Below are 12,574 nucleotides of genomic sequence, written 5' to 3'. Positions count from 1 at the left end.
TCGTGCACACGTTGTGCGGATCGGGGCCGTTTGCGTGCCTGGCCTGCGGGTCCTCATGCGCCGGACGGGCTGGGAGTGGCCTGCCCGTGCTCGACGCGGCTGTTTGCTTTCCTGGCCGGCCTGCCCGCCGGTCCTCAAGCGCCGGATGGGCTGGGGGTGGTCGGTTCGTCCTCGATGTTGCGGTGGCTGGGTTACGTGGGGAGTTGGGTTGCGGCCCAGTGGCCGGCTGTGGCTGCGGCCAGGAAGTAGGCGTGGTCGGCTTTCAGGTCGCGGCCCATCGTGGATAGGCGGGCCGGGCTGGTTTGTAGGGCCTCGTCCAGGCCTGTGGTGGGGTGGGTGTGGATGCGGTGGCGGGCTCGGAGGGGGGTGATGTCGGCTGCCACCTGTGTGGCCAGGGGTTCTGGGAGGACCGGGACGATTACGTCCGCCGGGGCCAGGGCTACTCGGCCGTATGCGGTGAGGCTGTGGTGGGAGACGCCGCGGTGGCGTTCGCGGCCGTCGGCGTCGGAGATGCGCAGCGACGCGACCGGGCGCCCGCCGAGTGTGGCGATCGCGTTGATCGCCTCGCCCGCCGCGACCCCGGAGAAGCCCCACCGGGTGCCGGTGCCCAGGTTGCCCGGGCCCTGCGCGACGATCGCCACGTCGGCGTGTTCGACGTGGCGCGCGGCCAGCAGGCCGGTGTGCAGGGTGACCGCCTCCAGGTCGCCGCCCAGCGCCTGGCCGACGGTGATCGAGGCGGCGAGCCGGCCGTGCGAGCGCAGCGTGTCGACGGTCATCGAGAACCACAGCGGCAGCGTGCCGCCGTCGGTCATCACGTACACCACCCGCGCGTCCGGGCGCGCGGCGCGGATCCCGGCGCAGATCGCGGGCAGCGCCGAGTGCAGGTCGGCGACCACCACCGGCATGCCGTCGAGCGAGTCGGCCGCGCTCAGCGTGGCGTGGTGCGGCGAGTCCTGCTCGTCGACGCCGAGCACCACCGCCTGCATCGGGGTGTAGCGGGCCTTGACCACATGTCCCGGTCCGGGCGGCGGGTCCGCGGGCAGCCGCTCAGGCAGCGCCACCACCAGCGCGTAGCCGCCGGTGCCCAGGCCCATGTCCTGCGCGGTGGTGTTGAGCAGCACCGCGTCGCCGACCTCGGGGGTGCCGGTCAGGTGCGGGTAGGCGATCGCGCGCAACGTGCGGGCGGGATCGGGTTCGGGCACCGCCACCGTCACCTCCACGGCCCCGCGCCAGGCCCGTCGGATCGCCGTCACTTCGCCGCGTCGCCAGGTGATCACGGTCCGAGAGCCTAACGGCGCCGGCCTGCGGCGGGCGAACTCGGGGGGCAGATCGGCGGGCGGGACCAACCCGTGCGCCGAACGCGGTACGGTCGGGGCTGCGCCGTGTGGGAGGGACTGGGATCTGATGGCGATTCCGAAGCAGGAGCGGTTGGTGAGTCTGGTCATGTGCCTGCTCGCCGCCCGTCGCTACGTCACCAAGGAAGAGTTGCGGCAGTCGATCGAGTCGTATCGACTGTGCACGTCCGACGAAGCCTTCGACCGCATGTTCGAGCGGGACAAGGACGACGTACGCGAGCTCGGCTTCATCGTCGAGACCGGTGCCAACGACCCCCTGATCGAGTCGGCCGACGGCTACCGCATCCGTCCCGAGGCGAACACGCTGCCCCCGGTGGAGCTGGACCCGGAGGAGGCCGCCGCGCTCGCCCTGGCCGCCGGCGCCTGGCAGCAGTCCGCGCTGGCCGGCGCCGCCACCGGCGCGCTGTACAAGCTCAAGGCCGCGGGCGTGGAGATCGACTCGGCCCCGCTGACCAGCGTCGAGCCGAGGGTCACCGCCCGTGAGCCGGCATTCGGTCCGCTCCTGGACGCGCTGCGCACCCGCCGGCCGATCCAGTTCGCCTACCGCCGCTCGGGCGCCGCGGAGGTCACCGCGCGGGTGGTCGAGCCGTGGGGGATGAGCTGCTGGCGCGGCCGCTGGTACCTGGTGGGCTTCGCCCGCGACCGGGGCGAGCAGCGGGTGTTCCGGTTGGACCGGATCGCCGACAAGCCCAAGCCGAAGCCGCTGAAGGAGCCGTTCTCGGCCGAGGTGCCTGCGAAGGTGGACGTGCGCGCCCAGGTCGCGCGCTTCGCCGGCGAGGGCGGCGAGGGCATCGCCCGGATCCGGGTGCGCACCGGCGCGGGGTTCCCGCTGCGGGCGCGCGCGAGTGCGGTGCGTCCGGCCGGCGAGGGCTGGGACGAGCTGGAGATGAGTCACGGACACGGGCTGCACCACTGGCTCGCCGAGTTCGGCCCCGACGTGGTCGTGCTGGAGCCGCCCCATCTGCGCGACGCCGTGGTCGCGCAACTGCGCGAGGCCGCCCACGGGGCGACGGGACAGGTGAAGGTCGGATGAGCAACGCGATCGACGACACCCGACGGCTGTTGTCTCTGGTGGCCTACCTGCGTGAGCGCCCGGGCACCCACCTCGACGACGTGGCGCGCGCCTTCGGCCTGCCGGTGACCCAGGTCGAGGCGGACCTGGGCACCCTGCACATGTGCGGCACCAGCTTCATGGCCGACGACCTCCTGGAGCCGCACGTCGACTTCGAGGGCCGGGTCTTCCTGGACAACGCCGACGCCCCGGTGCGCCCGGTGCGCCTGGCCCCGCACGAGGCGTTGGCGCTGCTCGTGGCGCTGCGCGCGCTGGCCGGGCTGTCCGGGCTGCGCGAGCGGGACAAGGTCGCGCTGGGCCGGGTGACCGCCAAGCTGGAGGACGCGGCGGGCGAGGCGGCGCGCGCCGCCGAGGGGGTGACCGTCGAGTTCGAGGGCGACGACGCGGCCCAGGAGTCGGCGTTCGCCACGATGGACCGCGCGGTGAGCGAGAAGCGCCGGTTGCGGCTGCGCTACTACGTGCCGCGCCGGGACGAGATCACCGAGCGCGAGGTGGACCCGATCCGGCTGGTCCTGGTCGACGGACACACCTACCTGGTGGCGTGGTGTCGCCAGGCGGAGGGGCGCCGGTTGTTCCGGCTCGACCGGGTCGCCGAGGCGGTGCTGCTGGACGAGGCGTCCGAGCCGCAGCCGATCGAACCGCTCGATCTGGCCGACGGCTTCGCGCCGACCGCCGCCGACGGCATCGAGGTGGTGCTCGAACTGGGGTCCGGCGGGCGCTGGGTCACCGAGTACTACCGCTACGACAAGGTCGAGGAGTTGGCCGACGGCGGTCTGCGGCTGACCCTGCGTACGCCCGACCCCGCCGGGATCCGGCGGCTGGCGCTGCGCCTGGGCGGACACGGCAGGGTGATCTCCCCGCCGGAGCTGGTCGACGATGTACGACGCACCGCCTCGGCCGCGCTCGCGGCCTACGCGGACTAGACCGAGCGGCCGGGCCCGCGGGCGACTGTCCAAAAACGGCACACGCCCCCGGATCCGGCCCGCCGGCACCTCCCGGTACCACCGACGACAACCTTCCCGACCTTGCGAGGAGGCCCACGGTGTCGACGTTCACGGCGCGCTGCCCGGTATGCGGACGGGTGGAGCTGACGGCGGATCAGCTACGGCTGGTGCTGCGACCGAACAAGTCCTTCTACCTCTTCCGCTGCCCCACCTGCGCGGACTCGGTGCGCCGTCCGGCCGGTGAGCGGATCGTCGAACTGCTCACCGACGGCGGGGTGTCGTCCATGCAGGTGGCACGCTGAGCGGGGCCTTCGCGGGCTGTTAGGGTCGCCGCATGTTGCCGTGGGTCCTGCTCTTCCTCGTGCTCGTGCTCGTCGGACTCGGCGTCCTCGCCTGGTTCGCCGTGCGGTTGTTCGGTGACGTTCGCCGATTGGGCACAACCGTCGCCGACGCCGCCGACCGGTTGTCCCGGGCGGCGGCCGAGCTGGACGCGGCGGGCCGCCCCACGGCGCGAGACGACGTCGTACCGCACCCGCGGTCCGCGTCCGCGCACCGGCATTGATTCGCGCGCGTGACCCCTGGGGGTTACGCCCGGTGCAGTTGTTCGCCACCATTGCGTTGCACGTGCGTCATCCGCACCGGCGTACGATCGAACCCGTAACCCCCCCGGCCCCGGCAATGAGGTACTGACTATGTTTGGCAAGCTCGGTTGGCCCGAGATCATCCTGATCCTGGTTGTGGTCGTGCTGTTGTTCGGCGCCAAGCGTCTGCCGGACACGGCGCGTGCGCTGGGTCGCTCGCTGCGCATCCTCAAGAGCGAGACCAAGGCGATGAAGGAGGACGGGGCGGCAGATGCCCCCGCGTCCGACAAGGGTGCCAAGACCACCGAGGCGCCGCCGCGCACCATCTCGGCCGCTCCGGGCGACGTGAACGAGGCGCGGCCGGTCGGCGAGCCCGACCACAACCGTCGCTGAGTCCGCGCGCCCTCTAGGAGTCGGCCCTCAAGGTGCTTGACAAGGCAGGGCGTGGACGAGAGTCCGGCCCGAAACAAAAGAAGATCAAGGACGCCGAGGGGCGCATGCCCCTGATGGAGCACCTGCGCGAATTGCGCAACCGGCTCGTCAAGGCGCTCCTGGCCATCATCGTCGTGACCATCGTCGCCGCGTTCTTCTACGAGGACATCGGCCGATTCCTGGTCCACCCCGTCTGCGACCTCAAGGACGTCAAGGGCACGGGTGTCACCAAGTGTGGTCAGGGCGTCCTGGTCCAGCAGGGCGTGCTCTCGCCGTTCTCGATGGCCCTGAAGATCTCGCTGGCCACCGGCATCATCGCGGCCTCTCCGATCTGGCTCTACCAGATGTGGGCCTTCCTGGCGCCGGGGCTGCACAAGCACGAGAAGAAGTACTCGCTGGCCTTCGTCGGCGTGGGTGTGCCGCTGTTCCTGGGCGGTGCCTACTTCTCGTACTGGATCCTGCCGCACGCCCTGCAGGTGCTCCTCGACTTCACGCTCGCGGACGCCAGCAACCAGATCCAGCTGGACGACTACCTCAACTTCGTCATCCGCATGGTCGTGGTCTTCGGTATCGCGTGCGAGCTGCCGCTCGTGCTGATCATGCTGAACATCGGCGGGGTCGTCACCGCGCGGCAACTCGCGAACTGGTGGCGCTGGGTGGTGATGGGCATCTTCGTCTTCGGCGCGGTGGCCACCCCCACCACGGACCCGCTGACGATGATCCTGCTGTCCATCCCGATCACGATCCTGTACGGACTCGCGCTGATCGTCGCGTTCTTCAACGACCGGCGGCGCGGCAAACGCCGTGCCCAGGTGTTCGGCGCCGAGCTCGACGACGACGAGGCGTCGGTGCTCGACACCTCCGTCGCCCCGGTGGAGACGCCGAGCCGGGTGGACGAGCGCGAACCGGTGGACAGGGTGGACGACATCACCTGAGTCCGGTGGGCTACTCTCGCGCCTTGTGTCTCGGGAGATCGCAATATTCGTCAACCCCACCGCGGGCCGCGGGCGTAGTCTCAAAGCCGCGTCGATCGCCGCCGACCTGCTGCGCGACCGGGGGCTGACGCCGCACCAGGTGTCCGCTCCCGGCGTCGCGGAGGGCGTCGCCCGGCTGCGTTCGGTGGTCCGCGCGGGCGTGGACGCGGTGGTCGCGGTCGGCGGCGACGGCACGGTAGCGGCGGCGTTGCAGGCGGTCGCCGGCACCCCGACGCCGCTGGGCGTGATACCCATCGGTTCCGGCAACGACTTCGCCCGCGCGTTGGACCTGCCGCTGGGCGACGTGGCCGCGGCGGCCCGCGTGGTGGCGGATCGGCACATCCGCCCCGTGGACCTGGGCCGGGTGGGCGAGCGCTGGTTCGGCACGATCCTGTGCACCGGCTTCGACTCGCGGGTCAACGAGCGGGCCAACCGGATGACCTGGGCGGGCGGGCGCACCCGCTACAACGCCGCGCTGCTGGGTGAACTCGGCGCGCTGAAGGCGATCGACTACGAGCTGGAACTGGACGGCAAGCCGTTCGACGTCGAGGCGACGCTGATAGCGGTCGGCAACGGTCGCTCCTACGGCGGCGGCATGCGGATGTGCCCGGGTGCCGACCTCGCCGACGGGCTGTTCGACATAACGGTGGTGGCCGCCTGCGGGCGGGCCGAGCTGTTGCGGGTGTTCCCCAAGGTCTACGGCGGGCGGCACGTGAGCCACCCGCTGGTCACCGTGCACCGGGCCGCGACCGTGTCGCTGACCGCGCGCGGGCTCAGCGGCTGGGCCGACGGGGAGCGCCTGGGCGCACTGCCGCTGACCGCGGACTGCGTGCCGGCCGCGGTCCGGGCGCTGGTCCCCGCGCCGCCCGGCTGAGCCGGGAGGCGACCCCGCGCGGCGGACCGCTCGGGTGTGCTGCGCACGCTCGTTCGACCAGCCGCGTCGGCAAGATCGAAAAAAGGTGATCACAGCCGTCGGTCCCGGCCGGTAGTCTGCTTGACGAGATGCCTCTCGATCCCGCACGCGGCACGGACCGCGATACCCAGATGTCCCCGGCCGAGCGCTACGCGGCCGCCCGGCGCCGTGCCGCGGACGAACGCACGAGTCTGCACGCGTTCCGCGAGCAGTACCCCTTCGGCCTCGACTCCTTCCAGGTCGAGGCCTGTCGCGCCCTGGAGGCCGGCAAGGGGGTCCTGGTCGCCGCGCCCACCGGTTCGGGCAAGACCGTGGTCGGCGAGTTCGCCGTGCACCTGGCCCTGGAACAGGGCCGCAAGTGCTTCTACACCACGCCGATCAAGGCGCTGTCGAACCAGAAGTTCACCGACTTCCAAAAGCTCTACGGCGCGGCCAACGTGGGCCTGCTCACCGGCGACAACTCGGTCAACTCCGACGCCCCGGTGATCGTGATGACCACCGAGGTCCTGCGCAACATGCTCTACGCGTCCTCGAACGCGCTCGCGGGCCTGGGCTACGTGGTCATGGACGAGGTGCACTACCTCTCCGACCGCTTCCGCGGCGCGGTGTGGGAGGAGGTGATCATCCATCTCCCCGAATCGGTCACCCTGGTCTCGCTCTCGGCGACGGTCAGCAACGCCGAGGAGTTCGGCGACTGGCTGGGCACCGTGCGCGGCGACACCGAGGTCGTGGTCTCCGAGCACCGCCCCGTGCCGCTGTGGCAGCACGTGATCGCGGGCAACCGCACCTACGACCTGTTCACCGACGAGAACCACACCGAGGTCAACCCCGAGCTGGTGCGCCTGGGGCGGATGGACAGCGAGCGGGCCGGGCGCCCGCAGGACCGCTACCGGCGCAACCGCGGCCAGGAGGCCCGGCCGGTGCGCAGCCGGATCTGGACGCCCAGCCGCGCCGAGGTGATCGACCGGCTCGACGCCGAGGGCCTGCTGCCCGCGATCACCTTCATCTTCAGCCGCAAGGGCTGCGAGGCCGCGGTCCAGCAGTGCCTGCACGCGGGCCTGCGGCTCAACGGCGACGCGGAGCGGGCCGAGGTGCGCACGATCGTCGAGGCGCGCACCACCGGCATCCCCGACGAGGACCGGCACGTCCTGGGCTACCACTCCTGGCTCGACGCGCTCCAGCGCGGCATCGCCGCACACCACGCGGGCATGTTGCCGACCTTCAAGGAGGTCGTCGAGGAGTTGTTCGTCAAGGGCCTGGTCAAGGCGGTCTTCGCGACCGAGACGCTGGCCCTGGGGATCAACATGCCCGCCCGCTCGGTGGTGCTGGAGAAGCTGGTCAAGTGGAACGGCGAGACGCACGCCGACCTGACCGCGGGCGAGTACACCCAGCTCACCGGCCGCGCCGGGCGACGCGGCATCGACATCGAGGGCCACGCGGTGGTGTTGTGGCACCAGGGCTTCGACGCGGCCCACCTGGCCGGCCTGGCGGGCACTCGCACGTACCCGCTGCGCTCCTCCTTCAAGCCGTCCTACAACATGGCGGTCAACCTGGTCGGCCAGGTCGGCCGGCACCGCTCGCGAGAGCTGCTGGAGACCTCGTTCGCGCAGTTCCAGGCCGACCGCTCGGTGGTCGGGCTGACCCGCCAGGTGCAGCGCAACGAGGAGGGGTTGGCCGGCTACCGCGAGGCGATGACCTGCCACCTCGGCGACTTCGCCGAATACGGGAGTCTGCGGCGCGCGCTCAAGGACCGCGAGACGGAACTGGCCCGCGAGGGCGCCGTCCAGCGCCGGGCCGCGGCCGCCGCGTCGCTGGAGAAGCTCAAGTCGGGCGACATCATCATGGTGCCCACCGGCAAGTACGCGGGCCTGGCCGTGGTCCTGGACCCCGGCACCGACCAGGGCCCGGAGGGGCCGCGCCCGTTCGTGCTCACCGTGGACCGCCAGGCCCGCCGGCTGGCCGGGATCGACTTCCCCGTGCCGGTCGAGGCGATCGACCGGCTGCGCATCCCGCGCTCGTTCAACGCGCGCAATCCGCAGTCCCGCCGCGACCTGGCGTCCTCGCTGCGCACCAAGGCCGGCCACGTGGACCACCCCCGGGGGCGCAAGCAGCGCTCGCCGGCCGCCGACGACGCCGAGCTGGCCCGGCTGCGCCAGGCGATCCGGCAACACCCGTGCCACGGCTGCGACGACCGCGAGGAGCACGCGCGCTGGGCCGAGCGCTACCACCGGCTGCTGCGGGACACGCAGGTGATCGAGAGCCGGATGAAGGGCCGCACGCACACCATCGCGCGCACCTTCGACCGGGTCTGCGCGATGCTCACCGACCTGGGCTACCTGGCGGGCGACACGGTCACCGAGGACGGGCGCCGGCTGGCCCGGATCTACGCCGAGCTGGACCTGCTGACCGCGGAGTGCCTGCGCGAGGGCCTGTGGGAGGACTTGTCCCCGGCGGAGCTGGCCGCGTGCGCGTCCGCGCTGGTGTACGAGTCGCGGCAGCCCGACGACGCGATGTCGCCGAAGGTGCCGGCCGGGACGACGACGTCGGCGCTGGTCGACATGGTCCGGCTGTGGGGCCATCTCGACGCGCTGGAGGGGCAGCACCACCTCGACTTCCTGCGCGAGCCGGACCTGGGCTTCGCCTGGACCGCGTACTCGTGGGCGTCGGGGATGAGCCTGGACGCGGTGCTCGGTGACGCCGACCTGCCCGCCGGCGACTTCGTCCGCTGGATCAAGCAACTGGTCGACGTGCTCGGCCAGATCGCCGCCGCCGCGCCCGACGACAGCAAGGTCGGCGGCACCGCCCGCAAGGCGATCGAGGGGCTGCGCCGCGGCGTGGTCGCCTACTCCTCGGTCGGCTGAGCGGGCGGCGCCCCGCCGGACGCGCCGGATTGTGCCGATCCGCCGAGCGGCCACACGGCGAGTGGGTACGGTCGCGTACGGTGCGGGGCGGACGTGTTTCCCCAGCCCAGGAGGTCCCACCGTGCGGATCGACGAGTATCAGTCCCATGACGCCACCGGACTCGCGGGCCTGATCGCCCGCGGGGAGGTGAGCGCGGACGAGGTGCTCGACGTCGCCTTCGCCGCGATCAAGGAGCGCGAACCGGCCCTGGGCGCGGTGGTCGCGCTGTGCGAGGAGCAGGCCCGTTCCGCCGTCGCCGGACTGCTGCCCGGCGTGTTGGCCGGGGTGCCGTACCTGATCAAGGACCTCGAGTGCGACGTGGCCGGCACGCCCACCACCAACGGCTCGCGCCTGTTCGCGGGCGCGCCGGCGAAGCGGGACAGCACCCTGGTCACCCGGCTGCGGGTGGCGGGCGTGCTGATCGTGGGCAAGACCAACACCCCCGAGTTCGGCCTGGGTACCACCACCGAGTCGGCCCTGTTCGGTCCCGCGCACAACCCCTGGCGGCTCGATCACAGCGCCGGCGGCTCCAGCGGCGGCTCGGCGGCGGCCGTCGCGGCGGGCATGGTGCCGGTCGCGCACGCCACCGACGGGGGCGGCTCGATTCGGATCCCGGCCTCGTGCTGCGGACTGTTCGGCCTCAAGCCGAGTCGGGGCCGGGTCACCGCCGGACCCGACCGCGGCGAGTCCTGGGCCGGTCTCTCGGTGGCGCACGCGGTCACCCGCACGGTCCGCGACAGCGCGACGCTGCTCGATGTCACCGGCACCCCGGAGCCGGGCGACCCCTACCACGCGCCGCAGCCGGTGGGCCCGTACGCCGCCGAGGTGGGCGCGGACCCGGGGCGGTTGCGGATCGGGCTGATCCTGAACCCCGTGGACGCCGACGTGCTCGTGGACGCCGAGTGCACCCGGGCCGCGCAGGAGGCGGCGGCGCTGTGCGAGGCGCTGGGGCACGACGTGGAGCCGGTCGCATGGCCGGACACGCTGACCCGGCCCGGCGAGGTGATCGCGCCGATCAGCGCCGCGCACATGGCGCGCATGGTGGACCTGCGACTGGCCGAGCTGGGGCGCGAGTTGCGGCCCGGCGACCTGGACGCGGCGACCGAGCTGATCGTGGAGAAGGGCCGGCGGCTGACGCTGGCGCGCTATCTGGCCGCGGTGGACACGATGCACACCATCGGGCGGGCGGTGACCCGGCTGACCGGGCGCTTCGACGTGCTGCTCACCCCGACGATGGCGGTGGTGCCGCCGAAGCTGGGCGAGTTGGACCCCAACCGGGATCCGCGGGCGGCGCTGGCGGGGATGCGCGGCATGGCGGCGTTCACCAGCCTGTTCAACGTCACCGGGCAGCCGGCCATGTCGGTGCCGCTGGGCAGTACGGCCGACGGGATGCCGGTGGGCGTGCAGTTCGCGGGCCGCTACGGCGACGAGACGACGCTGCTGCGCCTCGCCGGGCAGTTGGAGGCGGCGGCCCCGTGGGCGGGTACGGCGCGCCCTCCGCGCTAGTGGTCGCCGGTCGGTGGCTCGGCGCGGGCTCGGGGTGTGCGGCTCAGCGTCGGCACAGGGTGTAGTGCGAGCCGTTCTTGCCCTTGATCTCGGTGCACACGGCGGTGGAGCCGGCCGGCATCAGCTGCGCGGCCAGGGCGCTGGGCACGGTGATGGTCGGGTTCTCGCACCACTTGCCGGCGCCGTTGTCGCACCGGAAGCCGACCTTGGCGTCGTCGACCCGGAACTCCTTGTTGTTGGCCACCAGCGTCGGTCCGGAGCGGGTGGGCTTGACGGTCGGGCTGGGCCGGTGGGCCGGTGGGCGGGTGGTGGGCGCCGGGCGCGGCGAGGCGGCCGGCGGGGTCGGCTCGGGTGACTCCACCTCGGCCGGCTTGGGCGGCGAGGGTTGCGGGGGCCGGGTCTCGGCGGGGGGTGGGGCGGGCGGCAGTGGGGCCGGCGCGGAGGCGGCGACCGGCGGGGACGGGTGCTTCGGCTTGGGCTTGTCGGTGTCCACCAGGGCGAACGCGGCGACCGCGACGGCGACCACCACCCCGCCCGCGATCAGCGACGAACGGCCGGCCGTCTGCCCGCCCTGCGCCGCGCCCTTGACCGCGGCGGTGCCCACGCCCGCCCCCGCCGCCGCGCCGCCGGCCGCGGCGGCGCCCGCGGCCACGCCGCTCGCGACGCCGCCCGCGCCGGTGGCGCCGACCGCCAGGCCGAGCCCGCCGGCCACCGCCGCCCCCGCCGCGGCGGCGCCGGCGGCCACGGCGGTACCGCTGAGGAAGATCGGCGCGGTGATGCCGATCAGCGCGAGCGCGATCGGCCCGTACCGGTCGCGCACGTCGGCCATCTCCGCGTAGGTGTCGTGACACCTGCTGCACTTCTTCAGGTGCGCGTCGATGGTCTCCCGGCGCCGTTCCGAGTCCATGCGGTTGCGCAGGTGCCGGCCGTAGTACCGGGTGAACTTCTTGCACTTCTCGTCGTCGACACCGCCGGTGGCGAACGCCACGAAGTAGTTGTCCTTGAGTTCCTGGCGGGCCCGCTCCAGGATCTTGCGCACGTTGTCCGGGTTCTCGCCGACCAACGGGGCGACCTGGACGGCCTGTTCGCCCTCGATGTCCACGTGCCAGAGCACCGTCCGGGAGCGCTCGGGCAACTCCTGGAACGCCTGGTACGCCAGTCGCGTGTCGTCGGCCCTCACCAGGGGATCCTGGTTCTCGCACGCCGATTCGAAGACGGCGAAGTCCTCGGTGAGCCATTCGCGCCGGCTGTTCCTGGTCCAGCTGATCGCTAGATGGCGCACGGTCGTGAGCAGGTAGGCCCGGAACGCCTCCCGGGGCCCGCCGCCCGCCCGCAGCGCCTCCAGGGTGGCCGCGAACGCGTCGGCGCACAGGTCGTCGGCGGCCTCGGGGGTGCGGGTGCAGGTGCGGGCGAAGGCGCGTACCGAGCGCACGTGTCGCTGGTACAGCAGACCGTAGGCGTTGCCGTCGCCGGCGCGTACCCGCTCGGCCAACTCCAGGTCCGAGGGCCCCTCGAACACGGGTACCGCCTCGTCGTCCCACGATGGGCGCTCGGCAGCGTCGCCGCCCGATTCGGACGTGAAGGGGTCGGTCGTTGCGGCGTGGGCCGACCCGGGCTGGGCCGGTTCGGCTGCGGCCGGCTCGGCGGGCCAGAGGTCGCCGTCGTACACCCGAGGGTGATGCACGCCGCGCTGGCCGGGGACGAAGGGGGCGCCGGATCCGGTCGCCTCCGCGGCGCCGCCCATGTCGCCGCCGCTGGGGTCCGGGGTCGCCGAGTCGTCCTCGCGTGCCACCGTTTGCCCCCTTGTGCCCTTGCCGTGCCCGATCGTTCGCACAGCATCGTGACCATCCGGCCACGGTCTGTCCAGAAGCGGTGGCCCTCGGCAAGGCACCCGGA

At 72.8% G+C, this 12,574-nt stretch carries 11 protein-coding genes; 9 read left to right on the top strand and 2 right to left on the bottom strand.

All coding sequences use genetic code 11. The features are described 5' to 3' along the window. Positions 1-191: 191 nt before the first annotated feature. Positions 192-1,277 (bottom strand): DUF3866 family protein, encoded by a 1,086-nt coding sequence (locus ACMXN5_RS03370; RefSeq protein ID WP_439673908.1) that lies wholly within the window; start codon positions 1,275-1,277, stop codon positions 192-194. A 127-nt stretch (positions 1,278-1,404) separates the two neighbouring features. Here ACMXN5_RS03370 and ACMXN5_RS03365 point away from each other — a divergent pair, with 127 nt between their 5' ends. From ACMXN5_RS03365 to ACMXN5_RS03325, 9 genes are all read left to right on the top strand, one after another. Then, the gene (locus ACMXN5_RS03365) at positions 1,405-2,388 is read left to right on the top strand and encodes a helix-turn-helix transcriptional regulator (RefSeq protein ID WP_395786740.1); all 984 of its coding nucleotides are present in this window, start codon (positions 1,405-1,407) and stop codon (positions 2,386-2,388) included. Continuing rightward, complete coding sequence (locus ACMXN5_RS03360; RefSeq protein ID WP_439673907.1) at positions 2,385-3,350, top strand: helix-turn-helix transcriptional regulator; 966 nt, start codon at positions 2,385-2,387, stop codon at positions 3,348-3,350. The genes ACMXN5_RS03365 and ACMXN5_RS03360 overlap by 4 nt, the downstream gene beginning before the upstream one ends. 119 nt (positions 3,351-3,469) lie before the next feature. Next, positions 3,470-3,673 carry a hypothetical protein gene (locus tag ACMXN5_RS03355; RefSeq protein WP_078978606.1) on the top strand — a complete coding sequence of 68 codons (204 nt, stop codon included), beginning with the start codon at positions 3,470-3,472 and terminating at the stop codon, positions 3,671-3,673. Positions 3,674-3,705: 32 nt separating this feature from the next. Continuing rightward, complete coding sequence (locus ACMXN5_RS03350; RefSeq protein ID WP_439673906.1) at positions 3,706-3,933, top strand: hypothetical protein; 228 nt, start codon at positions 3,706-3,708, stop codon at positions 3,931-3,933. A 130-nt stretch (positions 3,934-4,063) separates the two neighbouring features. Next, on the top strand, positions 4,064-4,345 hold the full coding sequence (gene tatA / locus ACMXN5_RS03345) for a Sec-independent protein translocase subunit TatA (RefSeq protein ID WP_439673905.1): 282 nt from the start codon (positions 4,064-4,066) through the stop codon (positions 4,343-4,345). 32 nt (positions 4,346-4,377) lie between these two features. Continuing rightward, a complete protein-coding gene (gene tatC / locus ACMXN5_RS03340; RefSeq protein ID WP_439673904.1) occupies positions 4,378-5,319 on the top strand; it encodes a twin-arginine translocase subunit TatC in 942 nt (313 codons plus the stop codon). Positions 5,320-5,344: 25 nt separating this feature from the next. Further along, positions 5,345-6,232: a YegS/Rv2252/BmrU family lipid kinase gene (locus ACMXN5_RS03335; protein ID WP_439673903.1), complete on the top strand. Its 888-nt coding sequence runs from the start codon at positions 5,345-5,347 to the stop codon at positions 6,230-6,232. A gap of 170 nt (positions 6,233-6,402) precedes the next feature. Then, complete coding sequence (locus ACMXN5_RS03330) at positions 6,403-9,132, top strand: DEAD/DEAH box helicase (RefSeq protein WP_439677938.1); 2,730 nt, start codon at positions 6,403-6,405, stop codon at positions 9,130-9,132. Positions 9,133-9,253: 121 nt separating this feature from the next. After that, complete coding sequence (locus ACMXN5_RS03325; protein ID WP_395786744.1) at positions 9,254-10,678, top strand: amidase; 1,425 nt, start codon at positions 9,254-9,256, stop codon at positions 10,676-10,678. A 43-nt stretch (positions 10,679-10,721) separates the two neighbouring features. Here ACMXN5_RS03325 and ACMXN5_RS03320 read toward each other — a convergent pair whose 3' ends face one another. After that, entirely contained in the window at positions 10,722-12,470 is a 1,749-nt protein-coding gene (locus ACMXN5_RS03320) for an RNA polymerase sigma factor (RefSeq protein ID WP_439673902.1), read from the bottom strand. Positions 12,471-12,574: the final 104 nt, after the last annotated feature.

Origin of the sequence: Embleya australiensis (assembly GCF_051903075.1) — a bacterium.
Taxonomy (GTDB): Bacteria; Actinomycetota; Actinomycetes; order Streptomycetales; family Streptomycetaceae; genus Embleya.
This window is presented reverse-complemented; position numbering and strand designations above follow the sequence as displayed.